Source organism: Bradyrhizobium sp. AZCC 1678, assembly GCF_036924765.1.
In the GTDB taxonomy this organism is placed as follows: domain Bacteria; phylum Pseudomonadota; class Alphaproteobacteria; order Rhizobiales; family Xanthobacteraceae; genus Bradyrhizobium; species Bradyrhizobium algeriense.
Window position 1 is genome coordinate 4,953,922 of the sequence record NZ_JAZHSE010000001.1, and the last position, 13,935, is coordinate 4,967,856.

The 13,935-nt window shown below is 62.4% G+C and carries 16 protein-coding genes; 10 read left to right on the forward strand and 6 right to left on the reverse strand.

The features are described 5' to 3' along the window. Positions 1-62 precede the first annotated feature (62 nt). Together V1294_RS23545 and V1294_RS23550 are read left to right on the forward strand one after the other, a co-directional pair. A complete protein-coding gene (locus tag V1294_RS23545; RefSeq protein ID WP_334500463.1) occupies positions 63-215 on the forward strand; it encodes a hypothetical protein in 153 nt (50 codons plus the stop codon). 11 nt (positions 216-226) lie between these two features. After that, positions 227-484, forward strand: coding sequence for a DUF6719 family protein (locus V1294_RS23550; RefSeq protein ID WP_334480234.1), 258 nt, complete (start codon positions 227-229; stop codon positions 482-484). A 36-nt stretch (positions 485-520) separates the two neighbouring features. Here V1294_RS23550 and V1294_RS23555 read toward each other — a convergent pair whose 3' ends face one another. The 3 genes from V1294_RS23555 to V1294_RS23565 form a co-directional block, all read right to left on the reverse strand. Next, complete coding sequence (locus tag V1294_RS23555) at positions 521-970, reverse strand: nuclear transport factor 2 family protein (protein ID WP_334500465.1); 450 nt, start codon at positions 968-970, stop codon at positions 521-523. 172 nt (positions 971-1,142) lie between these two features. After that, on the reverse strand, positions 1,143-1,547 hold the full coding sequence (locus V1294_RS23560; RefSeq protein ID WP_334500467.1) for a hypothetical protein: 405 nt from the start codon (positions 1,545-1,547) through the stop codon (positions 1,143-1,145). A gap of 80 nt (positions 1,548-1,627) precedes the next feature. Continuing rightward, positions 1,628-1,789, reverse strand: a complete 162-nt coding sequence (locus tag V1294_RS23565; RefSeq protein ID WP_334480231.1) for a hypothetical protein — start codon at positions 1,787-1,789, stop codon at positions 1,628-1,630. A gap of 380 nt (positions 1,790-2,169) precedes the next feature. Here V1294_RS23565 and V1294_RS23570 point away from each other — a divergent pair, with 380 nt between their 5' ends. Further along, positions 2,170-2,430 carry a hypothetical protein gene (locus V1294_RS23570; RefSeq protein WP_334500469.1) on the forward strand — a complete coding sequence of 87 codons (261 nt, stop codon included), beginning with the start codon at positions 2,170-2,172 and terminating at the stop codon, positions 2,428-2,430. A gap of 58 nt (positions 2,431-2,488) precedes the next feature. Here the strand turns inward: V1294_RS23570 and V1294_RS23575 are convergent, their stop codons facing one another. Next, positions 2,489-3,037 (reverse strand): CreA family protein, encoded by a 549-nt coding sequence (locus V1294_RS23575; RefSeq protein ID WP_442895377.1) that lies wholly within the window; start codon positions 3,035-3,037, stop codon positions 2,489-2,491. A 328-nt stretch (positions 3,038-3,365) separates the two neighbouring features. Between V1294_RS23575 and V1294_RS23580 the strand changes: the two genes are divergently transcribed. From V1294_RS23580 to V1294_RS23610, 7 genes are all read left to right on the forward strand, one after another. Then, positions 3,366-5,009 carry a L,D-transpeptidase family protein gene (locus tag V1294_RS23580; protein WP_334500471.1) on the forward strand — a complete coding sequence of 548 codons (1,644 nt, stop codon included), beginning with the start codon at positions 3,366-3,368 and terminating at the stop codon, positions 5,007-5,009. A 144-nt stretch (positions 5,010-5,153) separates the two neighbouring features. Beyond that, entirely contained in the window at positions 5,154-5,726 is a 573-nt protein-coding gene (locus V1294_RS23585) for a glutathione peroxidase (protein ID WP_334500473.1), read from the forward strand. A 157-nt stretch (positions 5,727-5,883) separates the two neighbouring features. After that, positions 5,884-6,828 (forward strand): polysaccharide deacetylase family protein, encoded by a 945-nt coding sequence (locus V1294_RS23590; RefSeq protein WP_334500475.1) that lies wholly within the window; start codon positions 5,884-5,886, stop codon positions 6,826-6,828. Between the two features lie 67 nt (positions 6,829-6,895). Beyond that, the gene (locus tag V1294_RS23595; protein ID WP_334504785.1) at positions 6,896-7,405 is read left to right on the forward strand and encodes a dihydrofolate reductase; all 510 of its coding nucleotides are present in this window, start codon (positions 6,896-6,898) and stop codon (positions 7,403-7,405) included. Positions 7,406-7,633: 228 nt separating this feature from the next. After that, positions 7,634-8,656, forward strand: coding sequence for a TRAP transporter substrate-binding protein (locus V1294_RS23600; protein WP_334480223.1), 1,023 nt, complete (start codon positions 7,634-7,636; stop codon positions 8,654-8,656). Between the two features lie 67 nt (positions 8,657-8,723). After that, complete coding sequence (locus tag V1294_RS23605; protein ID WP_334500477.1) at positions 8,724-9,317, forward strand: TRAP transporter small permease subunit; 594 nt, start codon at positions 8,724-8,726, stop codon at positions 9,315-9,317. After that, entirely contained in the window at positions 9,317-10,732 is a 1,416-nt protein-coding gene (locus V1294_RS23610; RefSeq protein WP_334480221.1) for a TRAP transporter large permease, read from the forward strand. The genes V1294_RS23605 and V1294_RS23610 overlap by 1 nt, the downstream gene beginning before the upstream one ends. 27 nt (positions 10,733-10,759) lie before the next feature. On the opposite strand, the gene V1294_RS23615 is transcribed toward V1294_RS23610, so the two are convergent. Beyond that, positions 10,760-11,212: a DoxX family protein gene (locus V1294_RS23615; protein WP_334480220.1), complete on the reverse strand. Its 453-nt coding sequence runs from the start codon at positions 11,210-11,212 to the stop codon at positions 10,760-10,762. Between the two features lie 380 nt (positions 11,213-11,592). Then, positions 11,593-13,902, reverse strand: a complete 2,310-nt coding sequence (locus V1294_RS23620; RefSeq protein WP_334500480.1) for an NADP-dependent malic enzyme — start codon at positions 13,900-13,902, stop codon at positions 11,593-11,595. Positions 13,903-13,935 lie beyond the last annotated feature (33 nt).

Consider the following 13,935-nt stretch of genomic DNA (forward strand, 5'->3'; position numbering starts at 1 on the left):
TCAGAATCGCCGCCGCGTCACTAAGCTCGACGCCTGATTCAATATCACGGCGGAAACACCGGATGCCCGGCAATCGCAACGTTCTGTATCTCGTCGTCAGCGTGTTGATCGTCGCGGTCGGCGTGCTCAGCTACAATCTCTACAAAGCCAAGCAGGAACCCGAAGGCCTGCAGATCAATGTCGGGCCCGATGGGCTGAAGATCAAGACCAAGTGAGCGAGGCCGGAATGATGACGACAAAAGCTGCCCGATCGCTTGCCCTCCCCGCGGGCGTCGCGCTGTGGCTCCTTGCGAGTCCCGCCGTCGCGCAGGTAGCCTCGCGCGAGCAGGACATTATCGACCTGCGACTCGGTCAGCGCGTCCTCGTCGACGACGGATCGTGCCCGGCAGGACAAATCAAGGAAGTCCAGGGCTCGCAGATGACGACTTCAGGCGTGCTACGCACCCGCAAATGCATTCAGCGGCTGGGAACGAAGAAGCGATAGTGGTGGCACGATAGCGAACGTGAGAACGAAGGCGCGCTAGAACATGCCGTTGGTATTGGCGGCCTTCTCCGGAATCTCCTGCACGACGTCCCAGTGTTCGACAATCTTGCCGTTCTCGAGCCTGAAAATGTCGACGATGGCGCGGCCGCGCGTGCCCTTCTCGCGCACGCTGTGAACGTGCACGATCACGTAGTCGCCGTCCGCAAAGGCACGCTTGATCTCGCTGCGGGAGTCTGGAAATTTTTCGCGCAGGAAGCCGAGGAAGGCCTTGAAGCCTTCGATGCCATCCGGGGCCGTCGGGTTGTGCTGGATGTAGTGTGGTCCGAAGAACTTCGCGGCGGCGTCAAAGTCCTTCTTGTTGAGGCCGGCCTCGTAGAATTCGAGCACGGTCTTCTTGTTGGCTTCCTGTGTCGCTGCGTCAGCGGCGAAGGCCGGAGATACCGAGAACGACAACGCGCCGACGAGGGCGATAACAAGCGATCGCATGGCAGCTCCTTTATGCGGCCTGTCCCGAGGCCGAACCTATCCTACCAGCTTCCGTATCAGCCGACGACTCGCGCCACAGCGCGTCGCGCAGATCGTCAGCCGGTCCATTGCTTACAATGGCCGTGACCGGTGTGTCAGGCCTGTGGGGAGGTGGAGCTAAGCCGCGCCAGCCTTACTGGTTCGTTGCCGGCTCGAACATGCATTGCAATGTCGGCTTGGCGATCTTGGTGAAGGTCGGGCCGATTTCGGACTGCTTCGACGCCGGCACCCACGCGGTCTCGATCGTCGGCACCCCGGTCTCGCTGATGCCGCGCAGCAGCGCTTCGCGCAGGTCGGCATCTTCCACGGTCGCGGCGGCATAGTCGTGCAGGCAGCCGCAAACGCTTTCGGGATGTGCCCAGCGTCCAACCATATGCGGCGCGCAAAGCCGCACGAACTCGCCGCGCGGATCGGGCACCTTGAACAGGGAGCGGAACGAAGTCTGTGGCGGCTGAAACTGGAGCTGGACTTGAGCTTGAGCCGAGCCGCTGAGAAGGAACAACGACAGAATTACAGCGGAGCAGGTGCGTACGAACATGTAGGGCCTTTTACCGGCGATCTTTTTTGCTATCGGCGACCTTTTGCAAAAGGACTGCTTTTGCAAAAGTTCCGCCACGCTCAGTTGGCGGCCACGACCATCGGTTGGGACGCAGGCGTCGCAACCGGCGAGCCATGATAGGCGAAGGTACCGACACCCGGCAGTTGCTGGTCGGAAGAACCAGCCATCGAGGGACCAGCCAGGATGAAGGCGAAGGCGAGGATGAAGCTGGTGGTCCGCATCTGACTGTCTCCGGTAGTCGGTGGCCGGCAGTGCCCGCCGTCTCGTTGGCCAGGTGATAACCATCGGCTGTTTCCGGACATCTGCGCCAAAAACGGAAAATGGTTTCGTCGCACAGGAGAATTGTTTCGTCGGCTCGATCGGACGAAACAATGGCCGGAAAAATTCAATGAATTCAGCCGCGACGCTCGCACTTGAGAGGATCAGGCTGAACACTGGAAGCCCGCCATCGAAGCCGCTTTGGCCCTCCTCGCATGGACGAGGACGGCCTCGTTCACCGGCCGATCGGATGAACCCAAGCCCCAGTCCGGCCGACTCAACGCCGTGCAACTTTCCGTGTGCTTGTGCGTTGTGACCCCTTCCTCAACAAAGGATAGCCGTCGTGGGTAATGGCAACATCGATGTTGGCAGTGCAACCCCGACCCGCAAACCCGGCCAGCCGGTGGAGCGCCAGGGAAAGACCTCGGAAGGAAAAACCTCAGAGCATCCTGTGAGCCTTTGTGGCGCGATGTCGCAGCAAGGCAGCGAATTTCGCGGCAATGTTTCGGCGCCGCAAAAACTCGTGCAGCTGGTCGGTTGTCGCGACCGCAAGGCCGAGCCCGGCCCGGAGGGCCGCCAATATTCCAATCCGGTCAAACGGTAAGCCCGAAGCCTTCATCCCGGATCCGATCTCGGACCCGGGATCTTGGCTGGCATCGGACTTACTGGATGAATTCACCGCATTTCTGAACCGCGGCGTCGGCGGCCCCCCAGGGCATGATCGGCACCGAGGATGTCGAGTTTTTGGGGGAACCCTCGATCAGCCTGTCCGAATAGACCATATAGACCAGCACGTTGCGCTTGGCGTCGCAGCCGCGAACGATCTGCATCTTCTTGAAGAACAGCGAGCGGCGCTGCCGGAACATGTCGTCGCCCTGCTCAAGCTTGTGCTTGAAGTGGATCGGGGCAATCTGGCGGCACGCCAGCGAAATGTCCGAGACCTCCTCGGCAAGGCCGAGCCAGCCCTTGAAGCCGCCCTTTTCCGGCACCGTGAAGTGACAGGCTACGCCATCGACCTCGGGGTCGTCGACCGCGTAGGTCGCGAGCTTGTCGTTCGGGCTCAGCCACTTGAACACGGTCGAGCGGCGAAAAATCAGGTCGGGCTCGTCGGCGGCCGACGCCGGGCCGGCCTGCCAAAGCAACAGCGCCAACATCCCCAAGGCCAGACTTCTCCACTTCTTGTTCCACTTAACGATGGCCTTGGATGTCATTGATATCTCCGCTGAAGGGCTCGCCGCCTATGTAGTGGCCGGAAAGCCGCACAGGAAGGCCGCCGCCCGGAGGTGCCCAACCGACCGCCGTTTAACGGATTGTGAGGCTTTTTTGCTACGATCGGGGCGAAAATCGCTGAAATTAGAAGGCCTACGCTGGTGAACGCGTTTTGCCTCTGCAACAACAAATAATTATCGGAAGAGTGGATTCGAGTAACCGGATTTGAGGATCAAGCGCGTGAGCGGGCATCGAGTTTTCAGTGCGGGTATTGCGGGCGCAGCTAATTCAAAACGGCGATTTTGCAGACGGCGATTTTGGCAACTGGCGATGTTGACGGCGGCCGGCACCTTGGTTGCCGTTCACCAGGCAGATGCTGCTGCCCTGTTCCACTGGCAGGACTCCGATCCCAACTACTACCGACCGGCGCCGGTGGCGCAGCCGCGCAAGCCGAAGGCCCGCCGCCCCTCCGCCAAGACCGAGGCGGCGATCAAGGAAACCAACGCCAAGCCGCAGGGGCCGCTGATCATTGCGGTGTCGATCGAGCAGCAGAAGGTCCGCGTCTACGACGCCAACGGCCTGTTCGCCGAAAGCCCGGTCTCGACGGGCATGAAGGGTCATTCGACCCCGATGGGCGTGTTCAGCATCATCCAGAAGCACAGGATGCACCGCTCCAACATCTACAGCGGCGCGCCGATGCCTTACATGCAGCGCATCACCTGGTCGGGCGTTGCGATGCATGCCGGCGTATTGCCCGGCTATCCGGCGTCGCACGGCTGCATCCGCATGCCGACGGCCTTTGCCGTGAAGATGTGGAACTGGACCAGGATGGGCGCGCGCGTCATCATCACGCCCGGCCAGATCACGCCTGCCAGTTTCTCGCATCCATTGCTGGTGGCGCAGAAGGTCGTGCCGCAACCCCTCATCGCCAACGATCCGGCGAACGACGCGCCCGCGGTGAAGAGCGACAAGGGCGCGGATGCTGGCCATGCGAACAAGCTGGCGAATTCGGAGGCGGGCCTGGATCTCCGATCGACCGTCGGTCACGCGGCACCGTTGCGCGAACAGACCCACACGGCGGATGCCCGCGGCGCGATGTCGGCAATCAATGTCGTCGTATCAGATGCAACCTCGTCTGCAGCCGGAGTCCAGCCTGCCAGCGATACGTCGAACGCAGAAGCCAAAGCGGACCCACAGAAATCCGAGCCGGCAGCCAACGCGGCCGATACCAGCGCGCTCACAAAGACCGAAGTCTCCGCAAGCGAGAGCGTGAAGGCCGAGGACGAGCCCAGCGAGGCGAAAGCCGAAGCCAGTTCGGAAACAAAAATCGAGGCTCCCACGGCAGCGGTTGCGAATACGGAGCCCACCAGGATTGAAACGCCGAAGGTCGAGGCAGCCGAAAGGCCCGCCGAGCCCGTCAAGTCGGTCGCCGATACGCCGGCGGTTGCACCCGACGTGAAGAAGGATACGGCGCGGCCGCCCGGCGCGGCTGCCAAGGCCGAGCCGCCCAGGCGTCCCGGCCAGATCGCGGTATTCGTGAGCCGCAAGGATTCCAAGCTGTACGTCCGCGAGAACTTCAAGCCGCAGTTCGACGTTCCGATCACCATCGCGCCGAGCGACCGGCCGCTGGGTACGCATGTCTTCACCGCCGAGGCCGACAAAAAGGATCCCAACCTGTTGCGCTGGTCGGTGGTCTCGCTGCCGGTCACGGCCCGCAATGCGGCCCGGACCGACGAGGACGACCGCGCGGCACGGCGCCGCAAGGTGGTCGGCGGATCGCTTGCCGAGGCCAGGCCGCTGCCGATGCCGAACAGCCCCGCCGAGGCGCTGGACCGCATCACCGTTGCTCCCGAAGCCATGGCGCGGATCGCCGAGGTGCTGACCACCGGCAGCTCGATCGTGGTGTCCGATCACGGCATCAACCAGGGCGGCGAAACCGGCGAAGGCACCGACTTCATCGTCCCGCTGCGCTAATCTCTTCTTCTGACGCGTTTTCTTTACGCGAACCGGTACCCACTTCGCTCGAAAACGCTATGGTTTCCCATAACGGCTTGTTGAGCGGCAGCGTCCCGCGCGTTGCGCTATCCTTCGTCAGTTGAACCGCTGTCGAGGCTTTCCATGATGGACCGCAGGAGCGTGATATCAGCGGCGCTGGCCGCGATCGCAGCCGTCAGTTCGAACAGGCAATCCCTGGCGCAGGCCGGCATGAGCCGGATCACGGCTTACGCATTTTCATTTCCGGGATTGGCCGGCGGCGATATCAGGCTTTCCGAATTTGCCGGCCGGCCGATCCTGATCGTCAACACCGCTTCGCTCTGTGGCTTCACCCCGCAATATGGCGGGCTGCAGGAATTGTGGACCGAGTTTGGCGACCGCGGCCTGATGATTGTCGGCGTCCCATCCAACGATTTCGGCGGCCAGGAACCGGGCGGCGCGGCCGAGATCACCGCGACCGCGCAGAGCCACCACGTCGCTTTTCCGATCGCCGCGAAGGCCGTCGTCAGGGGACCGAACGCGCATCCGTTCTATAAATGGGCGGCGGAGGCGCGGCCGAAGGATGTTCCCCGCTGGAACTTCCACAAATACCTGATCGGCCGCGACGGCTACATCGCCGACGTCTTCCCGGAGTCTGTCAACCCCGTGGATACACGGGTGAAGACCGCCATCGCGCGGGCCCTGGCCGCTTCCTGAATTAACCTGTCCGCTGACAAATCGGCTGGACGTAACCGCAGCGGTTGCGTTGGCGCGGCTGCTCCAACTAGGCTACTATGTGCTTCGGGGAATGGAGGCAGACCGGACGACGGCAGCGCGGCGACCGGGTGCGGGATTCAAATTTAGGGAAAACAAGATGCGTATTGCGGCAGGGACGATCTTTGCAGGCGCGGTTTCGCTATTGGCATCAAGCGCGGCGTGGGCACAGACGCCGTCCGCTAAGGGCGCTCCCACTGCCCCGCAGGCAGCCGCCGCCCCTGCTCCGGCGGCAGCGCCTGTCTCGACCCGTCCGCCCTGCAACAATCCCAACGCGCTCGGCATCGGCCGCACCGTCGAGATCGACACCACGGGCGGGCCCGGTTTCGGCTTCGAGCATTTCAAGGAGCTCGACTTCCTGCGTGACAAGGAAGTGGTTCTGACGTTTGACGATGGTCCGTGGCCGGTGAACACGCCTGCGGTCCTGAAGGCGCTGGCGGAGGAATGCACCACCGGCATCTTCTTCCCGATCGGCAAGCACGCCACCTATTATCCCGAAATCCTCAAGCAGGTGATGGCGGCCGGCCACTCCATCGGGTCGCACACCTGGTCGCATGCCGCCCTCGTCAACAAGAAGCTGAACGAGCAGCAGCGCAAGGATGAAATCGAAAAAGGCTTCAGCGCCGTGAAATGGGCGCTCGGCGGCAAGTCGCCGGCGCCGTTTTTCCGTTTCCCTGCACTGCAACACCCGCCGGAGATGGTGACCTATCTCGGCGCCCGCAACATCGGCATCTTCTCCTGCGACCTCGATTCCTTCGACTTCAAGGCGAGCAAGGCGCAAACCATCATCGACAACGTGATGCGCAAGGTCGAAAAGAACGGTAAGGGCATCATCCTGATGCATGACTTCCAGAAGCATACCGCGGAAGCCCTGCCCGAGCTCCTGAAGAAGCTGAAGGCCGGCGGCTACAAGGTGGTTGCGATGCGCGCCAAGACGCCGGTGCAGACCATCGCCCAATATGACGAAGACATCGTCAAGGACCTGAAGCTGCCGACCGTGAGTTCGCGTCCGGTGTCCAGCGTCGTGCAGACGATCTCGGAATAGCGCTAAGCGACACGCCCCTGTGCCGGCGCTGCGTATCGAAGGCTATGTCATCGTCTCGGCGGACGGCATGCTGGCCGACGCGGGCAACGTCATGCCTGACGAGTTGAAGTTCGAGGGCGACAAGGCGTTTTTCACCGCCGCCCTCGACCGCGCCGACCTGATCCTGCACGGCCGTAATTCCTACGAGGACCAGCCGAACTCGCCGCGGCGCAGGCGCGTCATCCTGACGCGGACGGTCGAGGCGATTGCGCCCGATCCGTCCAATCCGAACGCCACGCTGTGGAATCCCGCGGGTGCGACCTTCGAAGCTGCCTGCGCGCAGGCAGGCCTGCGTGATGGCACTGTTGCGATCATCGGCGGTCCCGGCGTGTTCGGCATGTTCATGGACCGCTACGACGTGTTCTGGCTCTCGGTCGCGCCGCATGTTCGCCTGCCCGGCGGCGAGCCTTGCTTTCCCGGCGTCCCTGCCCGTACGCCGCAGCAAATCCTCGCCGCGCATGGGCTACGTGCCGGTGACGTGCGGACGCTTGATGCAGTGCATGATGTCACCGTCACACCGTGGCGGCGCAGCGCTTAGAGCGTCATCCTTTCGTACAATCAGCCTCGCCGAAGCCTGCCTCGGTCAGAGATCGCTTGACAGTACGCAGGCGCGGTTCCACCCTGAAAAGAAAAAAACATACATATCATCATTCGGGAGGACCACGACATGTTGAGGTACGCTTCAACTATGCTTGCAGCGGTGACTCTTGGAATCGTCACCATCTTTGCTCAGCCGGTTCACGCTCAAACCACTGAAAAGCCGTTAGTGCTGAAGGGTCAGTCGACCCACCCCGCATCCTCGAACTTCCATCTCATCTTCAAGCTGTGGGCGGAGACCGTCGAAAAGATGACGGCCGGACGCCTCAAGATCGAGACGCTTCCGGCGGGAGCGATCGTGCCGCCGTTCGAGGTGTTCGACGCCACCTCCAAGAACGTTCTCGATGTCGGCATGGGGCCGTTCGGCTACATCCTCGGCCGCAACACCGCGACAATACCGATGTCGCATGGCCCGCTGTACGGCATGGACGGCTCGGACTACTGGGCCTGGTACTATGACGGCGGCGGCATGAAGCTGCTGGATGAGTTCTACCGCGACGTCCTCAAGCTGAACGTCGTCGGCTTCCCGATCCCAACGGACTACCCGCAGGGCATGGGCTGGTTCAAGAAAGAGATCAACAGCCTCGCCGACCTCAAGGGCATGAAGTACCGGATCTACGGCATCGGTGCGGAAACCTACGGCCGGCTCGGCGTGTCGGTCGTCACCATTCCCGGTGGCGAGATCGTGCCGGCGATGGAGCGCGGCGTGATCGAGGGCGCCGAATGGATCAACTGCGAGGAAGACAAGAAACTCGGCCTGCACCAGGTTGCCAAGCACTACTACACGCCGGGCATGCACGAGCCGGTCACCGGTGGCCAGTTGATGATCAATGGTGACGTCTGGAAGAAGCTCACGCCGGACCTGCAGGAGATCATCAAGGTGGCGAGCGTTTACGCCACGACGCAGCGCAACTTCGCCTTCAACCGCGAGACGGCGCACGCTTGCCAGGAACTGATCAAGATGGGCGTGCAGATGCATCGTACGCCCGACGAGATCCTGAAAAATTTCCTCGACGAGTGGGAGAAGATCCAGACCGAGCACGCGGCCAAGAACCCCTTCTACAGGAAAGTCATCGACAGCCAGAAGGCCTACGCCGAACAGATCGTGCCGTTCAAGCTCTCCTGGTTCCCGCCGTACAATTTTGCCGGCGAGTACTACTGGAAGAACAAGATCTATCTGACCAAGAAGTGATCTCTCTGTAACGGAGCTGCTGGCGTCCGAACCGCCGGACGCCAGCACTGCCTGAAGAGGAGCGATCATGTCCGCGGACCCCAGCAGTGCTTCGGTCGCCAGCAATCCCGGCGGCGAATTCCCGCACGCTTTTTACTCGATCATACGCGCGATCGACCGCTTCACTGACGTGACCGGCAAACTCATCGCCCTGTCGATGTTGTTTCTGGTGGTGACGATTTCCTACGAGGTCGTCATGCGTTACGGGTTCGGCGCGCCAACCGTTTGGGTCTACGAATCCAGCTTCATGGTCAACGGCGCGGCCTTCATGCTCGGATCGGGATACGCGCTGTTGAAGGGCGCGCATGTTCGCACCGACATCTATTGGGAGAATTACTCGGAGCGGAAGAAGGGTATCGTCGACCTGATTTCCTATCTGTTGTTCTTCTATCCGGCCATGATCACGTTCATGCTGATCAGCTATGACGATGCGTTGCACTCCTATGACACCGGTGAACGGTCGCAGGAAAGCGTGTGGCGCGCGATCATGTGGCCCTTCCGGGCAACGGTCCCACTGGCTGCCCTTCTTCTCATGATCCAGGGCGTGTCCGAGGTCCTGAAGTGCTGGTACCAGGTCCAGTTCGGGCGCGAGTTCGAGCACAAGGAAAAGATCGAGATATGATGGGACTCGAACTCCTCGGACTTGTCATGCTCCTCGTGATGCTGGGGGCGATCTTCATCGGCCTGCCGATCAGCTTCACGCTGCTGTTCCTGGCGCTGTCGTTCGGCTACGTCGGCATGGGCGAGCGCGTCTTCAACCTCGCCTACCTGCAGACCATCGGCCTGATGAAGCAGGACGAACTCGTCGCGGTGCCGATGTTCATCCTGATGGGGTTCATCTGCGACCAGGCCGGACTCATGGAGCGGCTGTTCAGGGCGTTCCGCGACCTGTTTGCGCCGATCAATGGCGCGCTCTACGTGGTCGTCATTCTCACCGCGACCTTGTTCGGCATAGCTGCTGGAACCGTCGGCGCAACCGTCGCGCTGCTCGGCATCATGGCCGGTCCGATGATGATACGCTCGGGCTATGATGTACGGATGTCGGCCGGCTCCATCGCCGCGGGAGGCACGCTCGGCATCCTGATCCCGCCGTCCGTGATGCTGGTGGTGATGGCGCCGGTGCTCGATATCTCGATCATCGATCTCTATGCGGCAGCCTTCGGCCCGGGCTTCCTGCTGTCCGCGATGTTCATCGCCTACACCCTGATCCGCTGCCACTTCAATCCCAAGCTCGGCCCGCCGGTGCCGATCGAGGAGCGGCCCGATTCGATGCGGATCGTGCTGTGGGAATGCCTGGTCGGTCTCGTGCCGGTGACCGTGCTGACGATCGTGACACTCGGCGCCATCCTCGCCGGAATCACGACGGCCGCGGAGGCGGCGGCGTTCGGCGCCTTGGGGGCGATCCTCCTTGTCATTGCCTACGGCCGGTTCTCATGGAAAGGCCTGCTGGACGCCTGCTACTCCACGCTGGCAACGACCAGCATGGTGCTGCTCCTCGCGGTGGCCTCCAACGTGTTCGGCGCCGTGTTCGCATGGCTCGGCACGGCGACCTGGATGACCAACGCCCTGCTCGCTTCGCCGCTGCCGCCCTGGGGCACGATGTCCTTGCTCCTGACCCTGATCTTCCTGCTCGGCTGGCCATTCGAATGGCCGGCCATCGTCTTCATCTTCCTGCCGATGCTGGCGCCCGTGGCCAAGGGCCTCGGCTATGACATGGTCTGGTTCGGCTGCATCGTCGCGGTCGTGCTGCAAACCGCCTTCCTGTCTCCGCCAGTCGCCATGTCGGCCTACTATCTCAAGCAGGTCGTCAAGGAATGGAACCTGAGGCTGATCTATCGCGGCATGGCCGACTTCATGGTGTTGCAGGTCGCTTGCGTGGCGCTGGTGCTGATCTTCCCGGCCATCGCTATGTGGTTCCCGCAATGGCTGCAGGCGCGCAGGGTGGCGGCGCGCACCGCGCAGATCGAACAGATCGTGCCGACGCAGAACGTCGTCGTGACCCCCGATGGTCCACGCGTGGCAATCCGGAATTTCTGACTTGGTCTGGAGCCGCCACTACCGGCTTCAGACGTCCCCGTAGGCCGGTTCATTCGGCCGCGGCCCGCGGCCGTAGCCCGCGATCATGAACAACGCGCCGATGATCGACAGGTTCTTCAGGGCCTCGATCAGCGTCTTGGCATTTTCAGGCGCCGGCTGGTTCCAGAAATCGTGGAAGTAGAAGGTCGTCGCGATGACGAAGATGATCAGCAGGAACGCGAAGAAGCGCGCACCGAAATTCACCGCGATCATCAGGCCGGCCAGGATCTCGAAGCCGCCGACGCCGACCGCCAGCAATTGAGGCATCGGCATGCCCGCCATGGTTTCGAGCTGCGAGGTATAGGGCGCAAGCATCGCGGGAATGGTCACCTTGGTCGCGATGAAATCTGCCGTCGGCTGAATCGCGAAGAGCTTGGTCGCCCCCGTGTACATGAAGAGGACGGCGAACAGGACTCGCCCGAAGGTAACTAACGCTGGCATGGGATCGGCCTCACTAATGGCATGCAAAGGGTGCAGGCGGCGCGAAACGATTATGGGCGTTTCGTCACCGCTTTTCAAACGCTCAAATCGAAACCATCCGCGCAGGAGCCTGCGCGGGCTATAAACAAACCTTTTGATAGAAGCAGAACCAAGGCCCTTTTTTGGCCATGGCGTTTTCGAGACACGTTCCGCGCAGAGAAAACGCGTCAAAACAAAATACTAGAGCGGGATGACGTTTCTTCGAATCGCCATCCCACTCTATCTCTTTGGCTTGAGCATGATCTCCGCGCAAACGCGTTCCGCGTTTGTCGCGAGGGAAAACCGGTGTCCACTTTTCCGGATCATGCTCTAAGCGGGGGTTCTGTTTCCATCAGAACCCTCTATCCAAACAACGTCGGCTGCTGGCGGCCGGCACGCTCCTGGGCTTCGACGGCGGCAACCGCGGTCATGTTGAGCACGCCGCGCGCCGTCACCCCCGGGGTGAGGATATGCGCCGGACGCGCCGGCCCGATCAGGATCGGCCCGACCGGCAGCGCATCCGCCAGCGTCTTGATCATCTGGTAGGCGACGTTGGCGGTGTCGAGGTTCGGCATGATCAGGATGTTGGCATCGCCTTCCAGGTTGGAATGCGGCAGCACCAGCTTGCGCGCCGCGGCCGAGAGCGCGGTATCGCCCTGCATTTCGCCATCGGCCTCGATCTCCGGATGCTTTTCCTTCAGCAGCGCGGTGGCGCGGCGCATCTTGCGCGAGGAGTCGGTGTCATAGCTGCCGAAGTCGGAATGTGACACGAAGGCGACGCGCGGCTTCATGTTGAACCGCTGCACATGGCTTGCCGCCAGCGACGCCACCTCCGCGAGTTCCTCGGCGCTCGGGTTCGGCCGCACCTGGGTGTCGGCGATGAAATAGGAACCCTTGCTGGTGATCATCATCGACAGCGCCGCGAAATCGCTGACACCGGGCAGGAACCCGACGATCTCCCGGACATGGCGCAGATGGCTCATGTAGCGGCCTTCGACGCCGCAGATCATGGCATCGGCCTCGCCGCGGACCACGGCAAGTGCTGCGATCACGGTGTTGTTGGTGCGGACCACGGTACGTGCGGCCTCGGGCGTGACACCGCGCCGGCCGGCGACGTCGATATAGGTCTGCACATAGGAGCGATAGCGCGGATCGTCCTCGGGATTGACGAGATCGAAATCCTGCCCGGCCTTGATCGAGAGGCCGAACCGCTTGAGCCTTGCCTCGACGACGGAGGGGCGGCCGACCAGGATCGGCCGCGCCAGTTTTTCCTCAAGCACGACCTGCGTGGCGCGCAGCACGCGCTCGTCCTCGCCCTCGGCATAGATCACGCGGACCGGCTGCGTCTTGGCCTTGGCAAACACCGGCTTCATGACGAGGCCGGAACGGAACGCAAAGCGCTCCAGCAGCGCGGTATATTCGTCGAAATTCTTGATCGGGCGCGTCGCAACGCCGGATTCCATCGCGGCCTTCGCCACCGCCGGTGCGATGCGCAAGATCAGCCGCGGATCGAACGGGCTCGGAATCAGCGAGCCCGGACCGAAGCCTTGCGTCTCGCCGCTATCGAAGCCGCGGGCCACCGCGTCCGACGGCGGATCGCGCGCGAGCTGCGCGATCGCCTCAACGGCGGCATGCTTCATTTCCTCGTTGATCCCGGTGGCGCCGACGTCGAGCGCGCCGCGGAAGATGAACGGGAAACATAGGACGTTGTTGACCTGGTTCGGGAAGTCGGAACGCCCGGTGCAGATCATCGCGTCGGGGCGGGCCTTGCGCGCCTCGTCCGGCATGATTTCCGGGTTCGGATTGGCCAGCGCCATCACCAGCGGCTGGTCCGCCATCGACTGGACCATCTCGGGCTTCAGCACGTTGGGCGCGGACACCCCTAAGAAAATATCCGCGCCGCCGATCACATCCGCCAGCACGCGCGCGTTGGTCTTCTGCGCATAGACCGCCTTCCAGCGGTCCATCAGCGTGTTGCGGCCCTCATGCACGACGCCATCGATGTCGCAGACCCAGATGTTCTTGCGCTGCGCACCGAGCGAGACCAGAAGATTCAGGCACGCGATTGCGGCCGCGCCTGCACCTGAGCACACGATCTTGACGTCGGCCAGCTTCTTGCCGTTCAGCAGCAGCGCGTTGGTGATCGCGGCCCCGACGATGATGGCGGTGCCATGTTGGTCGTCGTGGAACACCGGGATCTTCATGCGCTCCTTGAGCTGCGCCTCGATCTCAAAACACTCCGGTCCCTTGATGTCCTCGAGATTGATGCCGCCGAAGGTCGGTTCCAGCGCCGCCACTGTCTCGACCACGCGCTCGATGGTGTCGGCCGCGATTTCGATGTCGAAGACGTCGATCCCGGCGAATTTCTTGAACAGGACCGCCTTGCCTTCCATGACGGGCTTGGAGGCCAGGGGGCCGATATTGCCGAGCCCCAACACCGCGGTACCGTTGGAGACCACGGCGACCAGGTTGGCCCGGGAGGTCAGCGACGCCGCTTCGGCCGGATTGTTGGCGATTTCGGTGCAGGCTGCGGCGACACCCGGCGAATAGGCCAGCGCGAGGTCGCGCTGGTTGGCGAGCGGCTTGGTCGCCTGGATCTCGAGTTTACCCGGGCGCGGCAGCCGGTGATACGCAAGCGCCGCGGAGCGGAGATCTTCAGAATAGGACGACATACACTCCCCCACGGGCTTTCTCGACCCCGAATT

Excerpts from the sequence above, each read along its gene's own strand:
- V1294_RS23545 (WP_334500463.1), top strand. The coding sequence starts at position 63 with ATGCCCGGCAATCGCAACGTTCTGTATCTCGTCGTCAGCGTGTTGATC.
- V1294_RS23550 (WP_334480234.1), top strand. The coding sequence starts at position 227 with ATGATGACGACAAAAGCTGCCCGATCGCTTGCCCTCCCCGCGGGCGTC.
- V1294_RS23555 (WP_334500465.1), bottom strand. The coding sequence starts at position 970 with ATGCGATCGCTTGTTATCGCCCTCGTCGGCGCGTTGTCGTTCTCGGTA.
- V1294_RS23560 (WP_334500467.1), bottom strand. The coding sequence starts at position 1,547 with ATGTTCGTACGCACCTGCTCCGCTGTAATTCTGTCGTTGTTCCTTCTC.
- V1294_RS23565 (WP_334480231.1), bottom strand. The coding sequence starts at position 1,789 with ATGCGGACCACCAGCTTCATCCTCGCCTTCGCCTTCATCCTGGCTGGT.
- V1294_RS23575 (WP_442895377.1), bottom strand. The coding sequence starts at position 3,037 with ATGACATCCAAGGCCATCGTTAAGTGGAACAAGAAGTGGAGAAGTCTG.
- V1294_RS23580 (WP_334500471.1), top strand. The coding sequence starts at position 3,366 with ATGTTGACGGCGGCCGGCACCTTGGTTGCCGTTCACCAGGCAGATGCT.
- V1294_RS23585 (WP_334500473.1), top strand. The coding sequence starts at position 5,154 with ATGATGGACCGCAGGAGCGTGATATCAGCGGCGCTGGCCGCGATCGCA.
- V1294_RS23590 (WP_334500475.1), top strand. The coding sequence starts at position 5,884 with ATGCGTATTGCGGCAGGGACGATCTTTGCAGGCGCGGTTTCGCTATTG.
- V1294_RS23595 (WP_334504785.1), top strand. The coding sequence starts at position 6,896 with ATGCTGGCCGACGCGGGCAACGTCATGCCTGACGAGTTGAAGTTCGAG.
- V1294_RS23605 (WP_334500477.1), top strand. The coding sequence starts at position 8,724 with ATGTCCGCGGACCCCAGCAGTGCTTCGGTCGCCAGCAATCCCGGCGGC.
- V1294_RS23610 (WP_334480221.1), top strand. The coding sequence starts at position 9,317 with ATGGGACTCGAACTCCTCGGACTTGTCATGCTCCTCGTGATGCTGGGG.
- V1294_RS23615 (WP_334480220.1), bottom strand. The coding sequence starts at position 11,212 with ATGCCAGCGTTAGTTACCTTCGGGCGAGTCCTGTTCGCCGTCCTCTTC.
- V1294_RS23620 (WP_334500480.1), bottom strand. The coding sequence starts at position 13,902 with ATGTCGTCCTATTCTGAAGATCTCCGCTCCGCGGCGCTTGCGTATCAC.